This window comes from Arthrobacter sp. JUb115, assembly GCF_004365035.1.
Classification (GTDB): Bacteria; Actinomycetota; Actinomycetes; order Actinomycetales; family Micrococcaceae; genus Glutamicibacter.
Genome location: NZ_SOBS01000012.1, coordinates 1 through 17,139, shown reverse-complemented (window position 1 = coordinate 17,139; position 17,139 = coordinate 1). Strand labels below are relative to the sequence as shown.

14 protein-coding genes, 1 pseudogene and 1 riboswitch are annotated in these 17,139 nt (G+C 63.1%); of the genes and pseudogenes, 11 read left to right on the top strand and 4 right to left on the bottom strand.

The features are described 5' to 3' along the window. Positions 1 to 3 precede the first annotated feature (3 nt). Positions 4 to 1,911: an SIP domain-containing protein gene (locus tag EDF61_RS16600; RefSeq protein ID WP_105659085.1), complete on the top strand. Its 1,908-nt coding sequence runs from the start codon at positions 4 to 6 to the stop codon at positions 1,909 to 1,911. A gap of 75 nt (positions 1,912 to 1,986) precedes the next feature. On the opposite strand, the gene EDF61_RS16595 is transcribed toward EDF61_RS16600, so the two are convergent. Next, complete coding sequence (locus tag EDF61_RS16595) at positions 1,987 to 2,379, bottom strand: MarR family winged helix-turn-helix transcriptional regulator (RefSeq protein WP_286172313.1); 393 nt, start codon at positions 2,377 to 2,379, stop codon at positions 1,987 to 1,989. A 189-nt stretch (positions 2,380 to 2,568) separates the two neighbouring features. Between EDF61_RS16595 and EDF61_RS16590 the strand changes: the two genes are divergently transcribed. Continuing rightward, on the top strand, positions 2,569 to 4,413 hold the full coding sequence (locus tag EDF61_RS16590) for an ABC transporter ATP-binding protein (protein ID WP_105659083.1): 1,845 nt from the start codon (positions 2,569 to 2,571) through the stop codon (positions 4,411 to 4,413). Here the strand turns inward: EDF61_RS16590 and EDF61_RS16585 are convergent. Further along, on the bottom strand, positions 4,410 to 4,895 hold the full coding sequence (locus EDF61_RS16585; protein WP_105659082.1) for a MarR family winged helix-turn-helix transcriptional regulator: 486 nt from the start codon (positions 4,893 to 4,895) through the stop codon (positions 4,410 to 4,412). The genes EDF61_RS16590 and EDF61_RS16585 overlap by 4 nt on opposite strands. Positions 4,896 to 5,037: 142 nt before the next feature. On the opposite strand from EDF61_RS16585, the gene EDF61_RS16580 reads away from it, so the two are divergent. Both EDF61_RS16580 and EDF61_RS16575 read left to right on the top strand, forming a co-directional pair. Beyond that, positions 5,038 to 5,613, top strand: coding sequence for an NADPH-dependent FMN reductase (locus tag EDF61_RS16580; RefSeq protein ID WP_133834851.1), 576 nt, complete (start codon positions 5,038 to 5,040; stop codon positions 5,611 to 5,613). A 123-nt stretch (positions 5,614 to 5,736) separates the two neighbouring features. After that, positions 5,737 to 6,846 carry a glutathione S-transferase family protein gene (locus EDF61_RS16575; protein ID WP_133834850.1) on the top strand — a complete coding sequence of 370 codons (1,110 nt, stop codon included), beginning with the start codon at positions 5,737 to 5,739 and terminating at the stop codon, positions 6,844 to 6,846. Positions 6,847 to 6,915: 69 nt separating this feature from the next. Here EDF61_RS16575 and EDF61_RS16570 read toward each other — a convergent pair whose 3' ends face one another. Further along, positions 6,916 to 7,224, bottom strand: coding sequence for a hypothetical protein (locus tag EDF61_RS16570; protein ID WP_133834849.1), 309 nt, complete (start codon positions 7,222 to 7,224; stop codon positions 6,916 to 6,918). Between the two features lie 117 nt (positions 7,225 to 7,341). On the opposite strand from EDF61_RS16570, the gene EDF61_RS16565 reads away from it, so the two are divergent. Next, positions 7,342 to 8,253 (top strand): RNase H family protein, encoded by a 912-nt coding sequence (locus EDF61_RS16565; RefSeq protein WP_133834848.1) that lies wholly within the window; start codon positions 7,342 to 7,344, stop codon positions 8,251 to 8,253. Between the two features lie 63 nt (positions 8,254 to 8,316). Here the strand turns inward: EDF61_RS16565 and EDF61_RS16560 are convergent, their stop codons facing one another. Then, on the bottom strand, positions 8,317 to 9,765 hold the full coding sequence (locus EDF61_RS16560; protein WP_133834847.1) for an APC family permease: 1,449 nt from the start codon (positions 9,763 to 9,765) through the stop codon (positions 8,317 to 8,319). A 265-nt stretch (positions 9,766 to 10,030) separates the two neighbouring features. Between EDF61_RS16560 and EDF61_RS16555 the strand changes: the two genes are divergently transcribed. The 6 genes and pseudogenes from EDF61_RS16555 to EDF61_RS16530 form a co-directional block, all read left to right on the top strand. Continuing rightward, the gene (locus EDF61_RS16555) at positions 10,031 to 11,203 is read left to right on the top strand and encodes a serine hydrolase domain-containing protein (RefSeq protein ID WP_133834846.1); all 1,173 of its coding nucleotides are present in this window, start codon (positions 10,031 to 10,033) and stop codon (positions 11,201 to 11,203) included. Between the two features lie 47 nt (positions 11,204 to 11,250). Further along, the gene (locus EDF61_RS16550) at positions 11,251 to 12,027 is read left to right on the top strand and encodes an SGNH/GDSL hydrolase family protein (RefSeq protein ID WP_133834914.1); all 777 of its coding nucleotides are present in this window, start codon (positions 11,251 to 11,253) and stop codon (positions 12,025 to 12,027) included. 102 nt (positions 12,028 to 12,129) lie between these two features. Beyond that, positions 12,130 to 12,227, top strand: a riboswitch (glycine riboswitch). A gap of 164 nt (positions 12,228 to 12,391) precedes the next feature. Beyond that, on the top strand, positions 12,392 to 15,238 hold the full coding sequence (gene gcvP / locus EDF61_RS16545; RefSeq protein ID WP_133834845.1) for an aminomethyl-transferring glycine dehydrogenase: 2,847 nt from the start codon (positions 12,392 to 12,394) through the stop codon (positions 15,236 to 15,238). Between the two features lie 13 nt (positions 15,239 to 15,251). Further along, entirely contained in the window at positions 15,252 to 16,379 is a 1,128-nt protein-coding gene (gcvT, locus tag EDF61_RS16540; protein ID WP_133834844.1) for a glycine cleavage system aminomethyltransferase GcvT, read from the top strand. A 60-nt stretch (positions 16,380 to 16,439) separates the two neighbouring features. After that, the gene (gene gcvH / locus EDF61_RS16535; protein ID WP_105659073.1) at positions 16,440 to 16,820 is read left to right on the top strand and encodes a glycine cleavage system protein GcvH; all 381 of its coding nucleotides are present in this window, start codon (positions 16,440 to 16,442) and stop codon (positions 16,818 to 16,820) included. After that, positions 16,820 to 17,139 (top strand): annotated as a pseudogene (locus EDF61_RS16530) (serine hydroxymethyltransferase); the annotation flags it as partial. The gene gcvH and the pseudogene EDF61_RS16530, both read left to right, overlap by 1 nt.

Genomic DNA, 17,139 nt, shown 5'->3' with positions numbered 1-17,139 from the left:
CCCATGGCCACTTTGCAGGCAAGCGATCTGACCCTGGCCTATGACAAGGTCACCATCGTCGACGAGCTGTCGCTGGATATCCCTGCCGGGCAGGTGAGCATCGTCGTCGGGGCCAACGGTTGCGGCAAGTCCACCCTGCTGCGCGCACTGTCGCGGCTGCTCAAGCCAGCCGGGGGCCAGGTGCTCCTGGACGGGGCGGATATCCACTCCAAGCCGGCCAAGGAAGTCGCCAAGACCCTGGGCTTGCTGCCGCAATCGCCCACCGCTCCGGACGGCATCACCGCCCGCGAGCTGATCAGCCGCGGCCGCTACCCGCACCAGGGCCTGTTCAAGCGCTTCTCTGCCGAGGACGAGGCAGCGGTTAATCGCGCCATGGAGCTGACCGGCACCACCGAGCTGGCCGACCGCTCGGTGGACGAGCTCTCCGGCGGTCAGCGCCAGCGCGTCTGGATCGCCATGGCCCTGGCGCAGGAGACCGACCTGCTGCTGCTCGACGAGCCGACCACCTTCCTGGACGTGGCGCACCAGCTCGAAGTCCTGGATGTGGTCAGCGAGCTGAATCGCAGCCGCGGGATCACCGTCGTGATCGTGCTGCACGATTTGAACCTGGCCGCCCGCTACGCCGACTACCTGGTGGCGCTGCGCCACGGCAAGATCTACGCTGCCGGCCATCCCAACGATGTGGTCACCGAAAAGACCGTCAAGGATGTTTTCGGCATGCCCAGCCGCGTGATCCCCGACCCGGTGGGCGGCACTCCGCTGGTGCTGCCCATTGGCCGCCACCGGGTGCTGCGCACCGAGCAGGTGCTGGCTTCCCAGGGCATTTTCCGTACCGAAGCTTCTGCGAAGAAAACTGCGGTGAAGCAGGCGGCAAATGTGAAGCAAGCTGCCCAAGCGGCCGCCGCCCTTGATCCGCAATCGGAGCGCCCGGCCCATGAGCATGTGCCGACGTTGGCCTTTGACACCACTGTGGTCAATAGCCAGCAGCTCGCGCCATCCTTCCGCCGGGTGACCGTCAGCGGCGAGGACCTGGAGTACTTCGGCACCAACAGCCACCCGCTGGATATGCGCATCAAGCTCTTGCTGCCACCGGCCGGCGGTACTGCGTTGACCGACGAGATCGCCTCGATGCGACCCGGGGCGATGACCAGTCCTGCCGAGCAGCAGGGCTGGTACAAGCGCTGGTTGTCGATTGATCCCGATACCCGCGGCCACATGCGCACCTACACCGTGCGGGCCTTCCGCGAAGCCGGGCACCGGGACAATATCGGGGCCACGGCCGAGCTGGATATCGACTTCGTGATGCACGGGCACATGGTTGACGGCCAGCTCCAGGGCGGGCCGGCTACGGAGTTCGGCGACCGGGCCAAGGTGGGCGACCAGCTGTTGCTGCTGGGCCCGAACAAGACCCTGAACGACTCCAGCTACGGCGGCATCGAGTTCCGCCGCGGCGAGGCAACCCGCGTGGTGCTGGCCGGTGACGAAACCGCCGCCCCGGCGATTTGCGCCATCCTCGAAGCCTTGCCCTCCAACGTCACCGGCCATGCGCTGATCGAGGTCCCGGAGACCACGGATATCCTCGGTGCCTCCACCCGCTCCGGCGTCTCGGTGCAGTGGCTGACCCGTGGCAGCCATGAGCATGGTGAATTGCTGCAGTCGGCATTGCGCCAGGTAGTCGCGATTCCAGCAGCCGGCGTGGTCCATACCAACGCCGAGCCGGAAGATATCGATGTTGATGCGGACATCCTGTGGGAGACGGGCCAGGAAAATTCCGCACCGTTCTACGCCTGGATTGCCGGTGAAGCCGGCACGGTCAAGGAAATGCGCCGTTATCTGGTGCGCGATGCCGGCGTGGACCGCAAGCAGGTAGCCTTCATGGGCTACTGGCGCCGCGGGAAGACCGAGAACTAGCGGGCAGCGGCAACCAGCGCCCGAGGCCCCGGCACGCATATGCCGGGGCCTCGGGTTCTATCCGCTAGCTGGCAGCTAGTTTTCTTTCGCCGGGTTCTTGCAAGCGCCGCGCACCGGCCGCGGGTTCTCGCGGTCCAGGATTGCCAGCAGCCGGGTGAGCTCGGCGCGGTCCTCGTCGCCGAGCTTGTCGAAATAGCCGTCCATGCTCGAACGGCGCAATTCGGCGAGCTCGCCGAGCTGGGCGCGGCCCGTGGCACTAAGCGCAATCAACGTGGCGCGGCGATCGGCCGGATCGGGGGTGCGCACGACAAGCTCCTTGGCTTCCAGCTGGTCGACTACCTCGGTGGTCGAGCGCGCGGCGATGTGCAGCTGTTCTGCGAGCTGCGAGTTGCGCAGCCCGATCCTATCGACCCGGGACAGCAAGGTCAGCACCCTCGATTGGTGCGGAGTGATGCCCAGGGGAGTCAAGCTGTCCCTCCATCTGCCGCGAAGCATGCGTGAAGCGTGGAGGAAAAGATCTGCCAAGTCAGGCTTGGGCTCTTCGTTCTGCATATGTTCAAGGATAGTGTGTTTCTGGGAACAATTTCAAGATGCAACCACATAGTGAGGTTCCCTCTGTTATTCTGGACTTGAGAAATCCAGAGGTAGGGGGAGTCCATGAGTGCAATGGGAATGCCGGGGCCGCATCCGGGCGGTGGCGGGCAAGGACGGTCCGGCAACGCCGCCCGGGACAAGCAGCGGCTCACCGAGCATCCGGTGTCCCTGGCGCGCATCGCCGCGCTCTTCCGGCCCCATCTGGGATCGGTGATTGCGGTCATGGCGCTGATCGTGGCAGCGTCGGTCATCGGCCTGGCCCAGCCGTTCATCATCCGCGAACTCATTGATGACGCGATTCCCAACAGCAATATCCGATTGCTGCTCTTGGGTGCCGGGGGACTGGTGCTGATCTCCCTGGCTACCGCGATTCTGGAAGTCGTCCAGACCTGGCGGGCAACCCTGATGGGCCAACGCGTCATGCATGGCCTGCGGACCGGACTGTTCACGCACCTGCAGAAGCAATCCCTGGGATTCTTCACCAACTCGCGCTCAGGGGACGTGCAGTCGCGCCTGGTCAACGACGTGGGGCAGATGCAATCGGTGATTACCAATTCGGCCACGAGCATTGCCTCGAACCTGACCACCGTTGTGGCCACCGCCTGCGCGATGGTGGCGATCTCGTGGAAACTGAGCTTGATCTCATTGGTCGTGCTGCCGCCAGCGGTGCTGCTTGCCAAGCAAACCGCGAAACTGCGCCGCGCCGTGACAGGAAAGCGCCAGCGCGAGATGTCGAACCTGGCTTCGCTGATCGACGAGCGCCTGAGCATCTCCGGGGTCCGCCTGGCCAAGATCATGGGCACCGGAGCCGCTGATGCGGCGGCCTTCGGAGAGTCCAGCCACAAGCTCATCGACCTGGAAATGAAAAGCGCTTTGGCCGGGCGTTGGCGCATGGCCACGATGAGCATCATTTTCGCGGCCATCCCCGCGGTGCTGTACATCGTGGCGGGGCTGCCCGCCACCGGGCAGGGAATGAGCATCGGCACCTTGGTGGCCTTTACCGGGCTGCAGGCCGGAATCTTCCGTCCGGTCATGGGCATGATGCAGATTTCGGTCCAGTGGGTCTCGGCCTTGGCCTTGTTCAGCCGCGTCTTCGAATACCTGGATACGGACCAGGCGCTGCCGGTACCCCAGCGGCCGCGGGCGGTCGAACCCGGGAAGCTGCGTGGCGAAGTGCAATTGCGCAATGTCAGCTTCCGCTACCCCGAGGCGGACCGCGCCACCCTGGAACAGCTGGATTTGACCCTGGAGGCGGGAACAATGACCGCGGTTGTCGGTTCCACCGGTTCGGGAAAGTCCACCCTGGGGTCCTTGCTGCCCCGGCTGCTTGACCCTACCGAGGGCCAGGTATTGCTCGACGGCATTGACCTGAAGGAATTCGATCCTGAAGGCATCGCCCAGGCGGTCTCCGTCGTTGCCCAGGAAAGCTACCTGCTGCATGCTTCGATTCGGGAGAACCTCCTGTGGGCAGCGCCCCAGGCCACCGAGGAAGAGCTCTGGCAGGCGCTGGAAGCCGCGCAGATTGCGCAGCTGGTCCGCAGCCTGCCGCAGGGCCTGGAAACTCAGGTGGGGCAGCGCGGCCACCGTTTCTCCGGCGGCGAGCAGCAGCGGCTGGCCATTGCCCGCACCATGCTGCGCAAACCCAAGGTCCTGGTGCTCGATGAGGCGACCAGTGCCCTGGATACGGTCACCGAAGCTTTGGTGCAGCGGGCGCTGGACGAGCTCGCACTGGGGCGAACCACCTTGCTGATCGCGCACCGGTTGAGCACCGTGATGCGAGCGGACCGCATCGTCGTGCTAGAAGCTGGCCGGATTGCCGAAGCGGGAACTTTTGACGAGCTGGTCCAGCTTGGCGGGCAATTCGCCCAGCTGGTAGCCAAGAGCGAACTGGCCGAAAGGGCCAGCTAGCACTGGCCATCTTTCAGTCCCTGCTTTTCCAGCGAGGCCAGGATCTTCGGCAGTGCCGATTCCAATGCCGTGCGTTCGGAAGGGCTCAGGGAATCGAAAATGGTTTCACGCACGAAGCTCACGTGGGTTGGCGCGGCTTCCTCAATGGTCTTGCGCCCCTGGGCGGTGAGCGTAATCTGGTGCCCGCGGCGGTCGGTCTCATCTGAGCAGCGGCTGACCAGGCCCTTGGCTTCCATGCGGCGCAGCAGGTGGGAGAGGCGCGAGCGGTCCCAGCGCAATGCGGTCGCCACGTCGGCCGGGCGTAGACTTGGTTCGGTTGTTTCCGAAAGCACAGCCAGCACCGAGTATTCACCGGAGAGCATATTCGAATCGCGCAGCAGCTGGCGATCCATGCCGCTGGGGAACTGCCAGAGGAACTCGCGTATGGTGCGCCAGAGGTCCTGCTCGCTGTCGGTGAGCCAGCGGGTCTCTTCGCTCTTCATTCTCTTTCCTAACCATGTTGTCCCCAGGGAGGGGCATTCAAAATATTGTTGACGTATCAATCATCTCCTGTATAGTGGGATTTAGCAAGAGAAGATGACGTGTCAACTACATTGTTGGCCGGAGAAATCCAAGGAGAGCAACTTGTCGAAGATCGCTATCGTTACCGGTTCCACCCGTCCAGGACGTGTCAACCAGGGCGTCGCCCAATGGGTGCTGGCCAGGGCCCAGGAATTCGGTGGTGCCGACTACGAGCTGGTGGACATCGTTGATTTCAACCTGCCGATGCTCGACGAGCCGTTCCCGGCCGCCTACCAGAACTACCAGAACGGGCACACCAAGGCCTTCGCCGCCAAGATGAGCGAATTCGATGGATACATTTTCATTGTTGGCGAGTACAACCACTCCGTCCAGCCTGCATTGGCCAACGCACTGAGCTACCTGAATGCAGAGCTGAATAACAAGGCCGCTGGCATGGTCGGATACGGCTCCGCCATGGGCTCGCGTGCCGTGGAGCACCTGCGCGGGATCCTCTCGGAACTGCAGATCGCCCACGTGCAGAAGACCGGCATGTTCTCGCTATTCTCCGACTTCGAGAACTTCTCGGCTTTTGCTCCGACCGAACGGTCGGCCAACAGCGTGCAGCCCATGCTTGAACAGGTGCTCGCCTGGAGCAAGGCGATGCGCACCGTGCGCGAAGGCGCCACGGTCAACGCCTAGACCGGGTTGAAATCGGCGGGGAGTGGAAAAGTGCATTGTGCCATTTCCATACCTGCCCAACTGCCATAGTCTCGAGGTGAATGGTTTATGCACGGGACTTCAAAATTCTTTGGAAGGAATGCGATGAGCGAGGAATATTCGACCAAGGGCGCCTACGTCACCGGCGGAGAATTCACCCGGGACACCAATTACATCCAGGACCGCATCGTCGCTGATGCCAGCGCCGAGCACTATGGCGAGGGAAACAGCCACAGCAAGATCGGGCATCCCAACGCGGGGCTTTCGGACGGGGCCCGGCTTTGGCCGGTGGAAGCTGGCCGCTACCATCTGGTCGCAGCCCGCGCGTGCCCCTGGGCCAACCGCACCCTGATCGTTCGCCGCCTGCTGGGCTTGGAGGACGCGCTGTCCGTCGGACTGCCCGGCCCAACCCACGACGCACGCAGCTGGACCTTTGACCTGGACCCCGGGGGCAAGGACCCTGTCCTGGGTACCGAGCGGGTCCAGGAGAACTACTTCAAGCGCTTTGCCGACTATCCACGCGGCATCACCGTGCCGGCAATCGTCGATATCCCCACCGGTGCGGTTGTCACCAATGACTACCCGCAGATCACCTGGGACATGTCCACGCAGTGGAAGGAGTTCCACCGGGAAGGCGCCCCGGACCTCATTGCGCAGGACCAGCTCGATGAGATGCTTCCGCTGATCAAGCGGATTTTCACCGAGGTCAACAACGGCGTCTACCGTGCCGGGTTCGCCGGGGACCAGCAGGCCTACAACGATGCCTACGACCGGTTATTCGCCACCTTGGACTACCTCGAAGACCGGCTGGGCACCCGCCGCTTCCTGATGGGTGATCACATCACCGAGGCCGATGTTCGGCTGTTCACCACGCTGGTGCGATTCGACCCGGTCTACCATGGCCACTTCAAGGCCAACCGCAACAAGCTCATCGACATGCCGAACCTCTGGGGCTATGCGCGGGACTTGTTCCAGACCCCGGGTTTCGGCGACACCATCGACTTCGAGCAGATCAAGGCGCACTACTACGTGGTTCATGAGGACATCAACCCGACCCGGATCATCCCGAAGGGGCCGGAGTTGGCGAACTGGCTCGAAGCGCCGGGCCGAGATGAGCTGGCCGAGAACGGTCCGTTCCTGAACGGTACGGCACCGGGCGAAGTCCGGGCTGACGAGCGAGTCCAAGCCGGGCACAACCCGTTGTACCCCGCCTAGGCGCGCTGGCGATCCACGGCGGATCGGCTCAGGAGCCCGCTATTTCGAGGGGTCCTGGGCCGATCTGTCCTATTCGAATTCGAAGCCTTGCCCCTCGCAAGCTTCCTGGAAAGCGGCCAAGTCAATAATCCGGGGATCCCCCGATTCATCGGCGGCCACCGCAGCGCTGATCTGTTCGGTGGAAGCCTTCGCCCCATGATCAGCGGCTTTCTGCATATTCGTTGCGCCGATGCCCTCGGGGTCAACCAGGCCCCCGCCAAAATGCACGCAGGCGGTATGGCCCTCGGGATCGAGCTGGCGCAGCTCGTCGACCGAGGGGCCAGCGCATGCGGACAGGACCAGAACCAGGGTAGCCAATACAGGCAGGATTTTCTTCACATCCCAATCCTAGGCCTGGACCTGGCTGGATGCTGTGATCCATTGTGCAAGTATTCGCTGGCGACATGGCCCAATGCATGGAACCGAGTGCGGGCGTCAACGTGGCAGGATTAAAGCATGACGATCATTGCAGCTGCGGATGGATCAGCCCTAGGAAACCCCGGACCGGCAGGTTGGGCCTGGTATGTGGACCAGGACAACTGGGCCGCTGGCGGTTGGGACCACGGAACCAACAACATGGGGGAGCTCCAAGCGGTGCTCGAACTCTTCCGGGCCACCGAGCACCTGCCAGAAGAAGAACTCAGAATCCTGTGCGATTCGCAGTATGCGATCAACTGCATCAGCAAGTGGATGCCGGGTTGGAAGAAGAAGGGCTGGAAAAAGGCCGACGGCAAACCGGTCTTGAACCAGGACATCCTCAAGGAACTTGACCGGGCCATTGCCGGGCGCAAGTTTACCTTCGAGTGGGTCAAGGGCCATGCCGGACATGAGCTGAATGAAGCTGCTGACGGCCATGCGCGTGCGGCTGCCACCGCGCACCAGCAGGGCTCTGCAGTAGAGGCCGGACCGGGCTACACCGCCGGCGGCGGCCCCGTGGCTTCCCATGCTCCAGCGGCTGAAGATGCCGTGCTGGCACCCGGCGGGCAAACCGCCGCCGCACCGGAACCCGGCGTGGACATCGCGGCCACCGTCTTCGAACTGGAACAAGGTTTCCTCGACCCGCAGATCCGCACCAGTTTCGCGGAACTCAACGACTTCCTGCATCCGGGCTACCAGGAAGTGACTCGCCATGGCGGCCTGCTGGATGTGGCCACGGTCCGGACCATGCTGGAATCCGGGGCGAGCCTGCCCAGCACCGGTGCGGTGCAGGTCCTTGCGGCCCGGGAAGTGGATGCGCAAATGGTGCTGCTCGCTTACCGCATGAAGCCTGCAGAGGGCCCGGTGCTCGTCGTATCTTCCTGGTGGCAGAGCACCGAAGGCGGCCTGAAGCTTCGTTTCCGCCAGGAAACGGTCGAGCAGACCGCGTAGAAAACACGCTTAAAGCAGTGATGCCCGCCAAATGGCGGGCATCACTGCGTTAACGGGCTGGGATCAGTACTGTCCCGGGCGGGTTTCGATGACGCCCTTCTTGTAGTTGATCCGGTTGACCAACCAGGTCACGGCCCACAGCAGCACGCCGATGACCAGCAGCAGGCCGGCAATCTCGTACTGGACCCAGTCCTCACGCGAACGAGCCCACGGGCCGGCAAGGAACAAGCAGAAGAACACGCCGAGGATCGGGATGATCGTTGGAGCGCGGAACGAATCGGGTTCCGGCTTGTCGCGGCGCAGTACCAGCAGGGCTACGTTGACTACGGCGAACACGCACAACAGCAGCAGCGCGGTCGTGCCGCCCAGCGAGCCGACAATGCTGCTTCCGTTGCTCAGGTTCACGTAGACCACCAAGGCGATGGCCAGTCCGGTGCTGAACAGGATCGCAGCCCATGGCGAGCGTCGGGTCGAATGCACCTTGCCCAGGAACTGCGGCAGCACGCCTTGGCGGGCCATGCCGTAGAGCAGGCGGCTAGCCATCAGCATGTTCATCAGCGCGGTGTTAACCACCGCGAAGACGGTCAAGAAGGGGAAGATTGCGTCAACCGGCAGGTTCGGCAGGCCGATGCGCACAACATCCAGCAGGATGCCGGCATCCGGGTTCTTCGGGTTCAGCAGATCGCCGGTCGGAATCACCATGATGACGGTGACGGCCACCAGCATGTAGATCAAGGCGCAGATGCCCAAGCCGATGAGCATGATCTTCGGGAAGGTCTTGTTGGGATTCTTGGTTTCCTCAACCAGGTTCACCGAATCCTCGAAGCCCACCATCGCGAAGAACGCAATGGCAGTACCCATGGTCACGGCGGCGAAGACGCTGCGGTCGGTCGGGGTCTCGAAGACCACCAGGCGGGAAATGTCACCCTGGCCCGAGGCGATCACCGCGAAGCCGATGCCGATGATCGCGGCCATGATGGCCAGCGAAACTATGGTCAGCACGAGGTTGAACTTCACGCTCTCGCCTACGCCGCGGAAGTTGATCACGGCGAGGATCACGATGATTGCAATAGCTGCCCACATGCCCGCTTCCGGGGTGTTGGGAACACCCTCGACAAACTGGCCAATGCCAATGAGCAGGTTGCGCCCCACCAAGGTGGCCGAGGTGGCGGCACTGGTGATGCCCGAGCAAGCCACGGTGAACGCCACCAGGAAGGTGACGAAGTGGATGCCGAATGCCTTGTGGATGTACAAGGCGGCACCGGCCGCGTGCGGGTATTTGGTCACCAGTTCGAGGTAGCTGAAGGCGGTGAGGGTCGCGATCGTGAAAGCGATCAGGAACGGCAGCCAGGCGGCTCCGCCCACCTGGCCGGCAACTTTGCCGGTGATGGCGAAAATTCCGGCGCCGATGATATCGCCCATGATGAGGAATAGCAGCAGCTTCGGGCCAATCACCCTGCGGAGTTCTGTTTCTTTGCCGTCGGTAACGGCCGTGTCACTGTTCACAGTCATGCGATCGAGATCATCTCCTTCAATTTTGTAGGCAAACATTACAACTTTAGGGTCAGCGCATGAAGTGGGCAAACCGGCTTCAAGGCTGGCTCACAGAACTTGGGGTCCAGCGGTAGTGAAATGTCGATTAGTGGCTTAAACAAGCCAATGCTGTGAGCTGACGTACCTATATGCTAGGTGTCGGGTCAGCGTGTGGAACTACCGGGACATGGGATCGAAGCGGTTAGGGTTAGTTGACGAGAGACAAGCACTTTGAAGGATTTAGATGCAATCGGTGATCACTGAAGAGTTCGCGCCCCTGGCGGAAGCACTAGAGGCGCGAGCCGCTGAGGAAGAAGGCTATTCGGCGCAGCTGGCCGTGTACCACCGCGGCGAATTGGTGCTCAGCCACAGCGTCGGCGAGCACCTCTCTGGTGACGCGCTGACCTGTGTCTTCTCCTGCACCAAGGGCCTGGGCGCGCTGGTCGTGGCACTGCTCGTGCAAGATGGGCTGATCGATCCGAACGCGCCAATGGCCACCTACTGGCCGGAATTCGGGGACAACGGGAAATCCCAGCTCACCGTCGGCGAGGTGCTCAGCCACCAAGCGGGAGTGCTCGGCGTGCCCGGGGGCGTGCCCAGCGAGATCCTCCTGAAATCCGCCGAATACGCCAAGGTGCTCGCTTCCATGCCAAGCGTCTGGCCGCTGGGCCAGCACATTGTCGGCTACCATGCGATCACCCTGGGCGTGCTCATGGAAGAACTGGTACGCCGGGTCACCGGCAAGGAACTGAAAGACGTCTTCGAGGAGCGCATCCGCAAGCCGCTGGGAGCCGAAGCCTACATCGGCCAGGACCCCGCGCTGGAATCGCGCTACCGCGATGTACTGCCGGGCGCTGACGCCGCACCGGAATTCTTCGATCCGTTCTCCCCGGCCGGGCTTTCGGTGAACTCGGCCTCCGGTTTCGCGCTGGAAAACGGCCCGGTCTACAACTGGCACGAACTGGCCAACGCGCCTCAGGTGCGCGAACTGGGCCCCGCATCCATGGGCGCGGTCGCCAATGCCCAAGGACTGGCCGCAATCTATGCCGCCTCATTCGGTGCCGTGCCGGCACTGGGCGCCACCCGCGGATTCCTCACCGCCGACACCTGGTCCCAGGTTTCCACCGAACTGGTCTACGGCCATGACCGGACCAATGGACTGCTGCAGGCCTTCGCCCTGGGGTTCATGAAGGCCACCGCGCGCAACAACTACGGATCGATTTTCGCCTACGGCCATGACGGTGCGAACTCCTCGCTGGCCTTTGCCGATCCAGCCCACCAGCTGGGCTTCGGATTCATCCCCTCGCGCAATGAAGGCGCCAAGGAGATCTCCACCGGAGTCAAGCTCAGCCAGCTGGCCCGCCAGCTGATCATGCAGAAGAACATGTCGGCCCAGGCTGCCGGCAGCAACGCGTAGTAAACCCATCGGGAATGGAACGAAGCAGGAGCGAAGTGAAGAAGTTTGTGGCACTAGGTGACTCGTTCACCGAAGGCGTTGGCGATGTGGATCCGACCCGGCCCAACCAGGTCCGCGGCTGGGCGGACCGGGTTTCGGAAGTGCTCTGCGCCGAAGGCGAATGGGAATACGCCAACCTGGCGGTGCGCGGCAAGAAGATCGGGCAGGTGATCAACCAGCAGCTGGACCAGGCGCTCGCACTGGCCCCGGACCTGGTCACCATCTATGCCGGCGGCAATGACATCCTGCGCCCGAAGGCGGACCTGGATGCGCTGATGCGCGGCTATGAAGGCATGGTGAGCCGCTTTGCCGAAGCCGGAAGCGCGGTCGTGCTGTTCACCGGTTTCGACACCGTGGAATCACCGTTGTTCTCCAAGACCCGTCCGCGCACGGCCATTTACAACGAGAAGGTTCGCGAAATCGCGGACGAGTACGGTGCGGTGATCGCCGATTACTGGCGGTGGCGAGAATTCTCCGATCTGCGCTACTGGGCGGTGGATCGGCTGCACATGAACGAGCTGGGCCACACGCTGATGGCTTCGAAGGTCCTTGACGTGCTCGGCACCCATCGGATCACCGAGGGAAACTGGTCCTCCAGGATCCAGCAGCCGTCCCTGCCGGAACTGGCCGTGAACTCGCGCGGCGAAAAGCTGAAGCAGGAATTGGGCTGGGCCAGAGAGCATTTGGCTCCGTGGGTCAAGCGCCGGATCACCGGCACCTCGTCGGGTGATTCCTTGTCAGCGAAATATCCTGATTACATCCGTTTAACTGCCGACGCCAACTGAACGCATTTATGACTTTTCCGGACCCCGCTCCTGTTTGACCTTGGGGGCGGGGCAGGTAACATGGTGGTGTGCTGCAGGTCTCCGGCCGGCAGCGCGCGCCATAGACGGATGGCGGGAGAGTCCCGTTCACACCATGGACGGGCGCCGTAGGAGCAATTCCTCCCCAGGAAACTCTCAGGCACCCGTACCGCCATCATGAGGCAACTCTGGAAAGAAACCGGCCCGTTCCGGTTCACCGAAGGTGCAAGTGCCCGGCTTGGTTTGCTGGATGCGTAAAACTCTCAGGTTATGCAACAGGGATGGGGAGGTAAAAAGACCTTCCTTTGGCATGCGCCAAGACAGATCCCATGGAGATACCAGCACCATGACCATCACGCAGACTTCGGCACGAGCGAATACTGAATTCGTTTCACGCCATATCGGCCCACGTCCTTCCGACGTCACCACCATGCTTCAGACCCTGGGCTACGACAGCCTGGAAGAACTGATCGACACCGCCGTTCCGGCAGACATCCGCCAGGACTCCGCACTGGATATCCCAGACGCCCTGAGCGAAACCGAAGCCCTAGCCCACCTGCGTGCGCTTGCCTCGAAGAACGTCATGAAGACCCAGATGATCGGCCAGGGCTTCTACGACACCATCACCCCAGCCGTGATCCGCCGCAACATCGTGGAAAACCCAGCCTGGTACACCGCTTACACCCCGTACCAGCCGGAAATCTCCCAGGGCCGCCTCGAAGCCCTGCTGAACTTCCAGACCATGGTCATGGACCTGACCGGCCTGCCCATCGCCAACGCGTCGCTGCTGGATGAATCCTCCGCCGCCGCCGAAGCCGTGCTGATGATGCGCCGCGCCAACAAGAAGAAGTCCAAGGGCAAGACCGTGCTGGACTCCAACATCTTCCCGCAGACCCTCAAGGTCGTGCAGGGCCGCGCTGACGCGCTGGGCTTCGAAGTCGAGATTGCCGACCTTTCCGCAGGCTTGCCAGAGGGCGAGATCTCCGGCATTGTCCTGCAGCAGCCTGGCAACGACGGCTCGATCGCGGACCACGCTTCGATCATCGCCGCCGCCAAGGAAGCCGGCGCCATGGTTACCGTGATTGCCGACCTGCTGGCCCTGACCATGATCACCCCTCCGGGCGAGCAGGGTGCCGATATCGCCGTGGGCAACACCCAGCGATTCGGCGTGCCGCTGTTCTTCGGCGGACCGCACGCTGCCTACATGGCCGTGGCCGATGGCCTGACCCGTTCCATGCCAGGACGCCTGGTGGGCGTTTCGGCCGATGACGCCGGAGTCCCTGCCTACCGCTTGGCCCTGCAGACTCGCGAGCAGCACATCCGCCGCGAAAAGGCCACCTCCAACATCTGCACCGCACAGGCCCTGCTGGCCATCTGCGCTTCGATGTACGCGGTCTACCACGGCCCAGCCGGACTGAAGCAGATCGCCTCGCGCGCCAACAACCACGCCCGGGTGATCGCCAGCTCGCTGGTTTCCGGCGGCTACACCCTGGCTTCGGACTCCTTCTTCGACACCGTTGTGGTGAACGTCGAGAACGCCGATGCCATCATTGCCAAGGCCATCGAAGCAGGCATCAACCTGCGCAAGGTGGGCGAGACCCAGGTGGGCATCTCCACCGACGAGGCCACCACCTCGGGCGTAGTCAAGACCCTGCTTGAGGTCTTCGGCGCAGAGCTCTCGGCTCCGGAAGGCTTCGAGATCCCGGCAGGGCAGGTGCGCACCAGCGACTTCATGACCCACCCGATCTTCAACACCATCTCCTCCGAAACCCAGATGATGCGCTACCTGCGCCGGCTCTCGGACCGCGACCTGGCCCTGGACCGCACCATGATCCCGCTGGGTTCGTGCACCATGAAGCTGAACTCGGCCGCCGAAATGGAATCCATCACCTGGCCGGAATTCGCCTCGATCCACCCCTACGCGCCTGCAGCGCAGACCGAGGGCTGGCGCGAGCTGATCACCGACCTGGAAGGGCGCCTGACCGCAATCACCGGCTACGCTGGCGTTTCGATCCAGCCCAACGCCGGCTCGCAGGGCGAATACGCGGGCCTGCTGGCCATCTCGGACTACCACCGTTCGCGCGGCGAAGGCCAGCGCGATCTGTGCCTGATTCCGGCTTCGGCCCACGGCACCAATGCCGCGTCGGCAGTGCTGGCCGGGATGCGCGTGGTGGTCGTGAAGACCGCAGCCGATGGCACCATCGACGCGAACGACCTGGATGCCAAGATCGAGGCCAACAAGGACGTCCTTGCAGCCATCATGATCACCTACCCATCCACCCACGGCGTCTACGACTCCGACGTGCGCGAGGTCTGCGACAAGGTCCACGCCGCCGGCGGCCAGGTGTACATCGATGGCGCGAACATGAACGCCATGGTTGGCCTGGCCCAGCCAGGCAAGTTCGGCGGCGACGTGTCGCACCTGAACCTGCACAAGACCTTCTGCATCCCGCACGGCGGTGGCGGTCCAGGCGTAGGCCCAATCGGCGTTGGCGAGCACCTGCTGCCATTCCTGCCAGGCGATGCTTCGGGCACCTACTCCGAGCGTGATGGCGTGCCGGTGGTGGCGACCGCTTTCGGCTCGGCCGGCGTCCTGCCGATCTCCTGGGCCTACATCGCGATGATGGGCGGGGACGGCTTGACCGAAGCCACCAAGCACGCGATCCTGAACGCGAACTACATTGCCAAGCGCCTGAACGAGCACTTCCCGGTACTGTTCACCGGCAACAAGGACCTGGTTGCCCACGAGTGCATTCTGGACCTGCGTGAACTGACCGCCAAGACCGGGGTCACGGCCGAGGACGTGGCCAAGCGCCTGATCGACTTCGGTTTCCACGCGCCGACCCTGTCCTTCCCTGTGGCAGGCACCCTGATGGTGGAGCCCACCGAATCCGAGGACCTGGCCGAGATCGAGCGCTTCATTGAAGCGATGATCACCATCCGCCAGGAAATGGACGAGGTCCTCTCCGGTGCCTACAGCATCGAGGAATCCCCATTGCGCAACGCTCCGCACACGGTCTCCGCCGTGGTCAACAGCAAGTGGGACCGCAAGTACTCGGTCGAGCAGGCGGCCTTCCCGGTCCCGGCGCTGAAGTTCGACAAGTACTTCCCAACCGTGGGCCGCATCGACGGCGCCGGTGGCGACCGCAACCTGATCTGCTCCTGCCCGGCTCCCGAAGCCTTCGAAGACTAAGGAAGAGTTAGAGATGACTGAGACTATTCAAGCACTCAAGCACACCGCGCTGCACGCGCAGCACGAAGCTCTCGGCGCCAACTTCACCGACTTCGGCGGCTGGGACATGCCGTTGAAGTACGGTTCGGAACTGGCAGAGCACAAGGCCGTGCGCTCCACCGCTGGCCTGTTCGACCTGTCCCACATGGGCGAGGTCTACCTCTCCGGCCCGGAAGCCGGCAAGGCGCTGAACACCGCCCTGGCAGGGAACCTGGGCATCATGAAGGTCGGCAAGGCGAAGTACTCGCTGATCCTTGACGCCGAGGGCAAGATCATCGATGACCTGATCGTCTACCGCCTGGAAGAGGAGAAGTTCCTCGTCGTGCCCAACGCCGGCAACGCCCCGGTGGTTGCCGCCGAACTGGCTGCCCGCGCCGCCGGCTTCGACGTCGTCGTGGACGACGCTTCGGACCGCCAGTCGCTGATCGCCGTCCAGGGACCGAACGCCGAGGCGATTGTGCGCAAGCTGGCCGCCGACGAGGCAACCGCCCAGGCGGTCACCGAACTGAAGTACTACGCTGCGGTGAAGGTGGTGCTCGGTGGCATCGACGTGCTGCTGGCCCGCACCGGCTACACCGGCGAAGACGGCTTCGAGCTGATCATCGAAAACGAGGATGCGGCAGCCCTCTGGGAAAAGAGCGTTGAAGCCGGCAAGGACCACGAGCTGGTTCCTTGCGGCCTGGCCGCCCGCGACTCGCTGCGCCTTGAAGCCGGCATGCCGCTGTACGGCAACGAGCTGTCCCTGGAACGCACCCCGTTCGATGCCGGATTCGGCCCGGTGGTCTCCTTCAAGAAGGAAGAGGACTTCGTGGGCCGCGAAGCCCTGGAAGCGTTGCGCGGTGCGACCCCGCCACGCAAGCTCGTCGGCCTCAAGGGCCTGGGCAAGCGCGCCGGCCGCGGCGGCTACGCCATCGTCAAGGACGGCGCAACCATCGGTGAAATCACCTCCGGCCAGCCTTCGCCAACCCTGGGCTACCCGGTTGCACTGGGTTATGTCGACGCCGAATTCGGTGCAGTGGGAACCGAGCTGGAGGTAGACCTGCGTGGTAAGACTTTGCCTTTTGTCGTAGTCGAACTGCCGTTCTACACCCGAGCCAAGTAACGTTAAACATCAGTAGGGCTAAGCAAATCGCCCGCTAATTCCCTTGGGAGAGGAAATACCGTGAGTAAAGTTCTTTCGTCATTGCGCTACTCGGCCGAACACGAGTGGATCGATGCATCGTCCCCAGCAAAGATCGGCATCACCCAGGTTGCCGCCGACGCCCTGGGCGACGTGGTCTACGTCGACCTGCCAGAGGTCGGCGACTCCGTTACCGCAGGCGAGACCTGTGGCGAAGTCGAGTCCACCAAGTCGGTTTCCGACCTGTACTCGCCAGTGACCGGCACCATCGTTGCCATCAACGACGAGGCAGTGGACAACCCAGGCATCCTGAACGAAGACCCATACGGTGCCGGCTGGCTGTTCACCGTTGAGGTCGCCGAAGAGGGTCCGCTGCTTTCGGCAGCTGACTACGCAAGCGCGAACGGTGGAAACGTCGAGTAATGAGCAACCAGACTTTTGAATCCGTTGCCGCTGCAACGTTGACCCAGTCGCTGGCTTCGCTGGACCCGGAGATCGCGCAGCGTATTGACGCTGAGCTGGCGCGCCAGCAGCGCGGCCTGGAAATGATCGCTTCGGAGAACCACACTGCGCAGGCAATCATGCAGGCGCAGGGTTCGGTACTGACCAACAAGTATGCCGAGGGCTACCCGGGCCGCCGCTACTATGGCGGTTGCGAGGAAGTTGATGTCATCGAGACGCTGGCGATCGAGCGCCTCAAGGACCTGTTCGGGGCGAAGTTCGCCAACGTGCAGCCGCACTC

Excerpts from the sequence above, each read along its gene's own strand:
- EDF61_RS16600 (WP_105659085.1), top strand. The coding sequence starts at position 4 with ATGGCCACTTTGCAGGCAAGCGATCTGACCCTGGCCTATGACAAGGTC.
- EDF61_RS16590 (WP_105659083.1), top strand. The coding sequence starts at position 2,569 with ATGAGTGCAATGGGAATGCCGGGGCCGCATCCGGGCGGTGGCGGGCAA.
- EDF61_RS16585 (WP_105659082.1), bottom strand. The coding sequence starts at position 4,895 with ATGAAGAGCGAAGAGACCCGCTGGCTCACCGACAGCGAGCAGGACCTC.
- EDF61_RS16575 (WP_133834850.1), top strand. The coding sequence starts at position 5,737 with ATGAGCGAGGAATATTCGACCAAGGGCGCCTACGTCACCGGCGGAGAA.
- EDF61_RS16565 (WP_133834848.1), top strand. The coding sequence starts at position 7,342 with ATGACGATCATTGCAGCTGCGGATGGATCAGCCCTAGGAAACCCCGGA.
- EDF61_RS16560 (WP_133834847.1), bottom strand. The coding sequence starts at position 9,765 with ATGACTGTGAACAGTGACACGGCCGTTACCGACGGCAAAGAAACAGAA.
- EDF61_RS16555 (WP_133834846.1), top strand. The coding sequence starts at position 10,031 with ATGCAATCGGTGATCACTGAAGAGTTCGCGCCCCTGGCGGAAGCACTA.
- gcvP (WP_133834845.1), top strand. The coding sequence starts at position 12,392 with ATGACCATCACGCAGACTTCGGCACGAGCGAATACTGAATTCGTTTCA.
- gcvT (WP_133834844.1), top strand. The coding sequence starts at position 15,252 with ATGACTGAGACTATTCAAGCACTCAAGCACACCGCGCTGCACGCGCAG.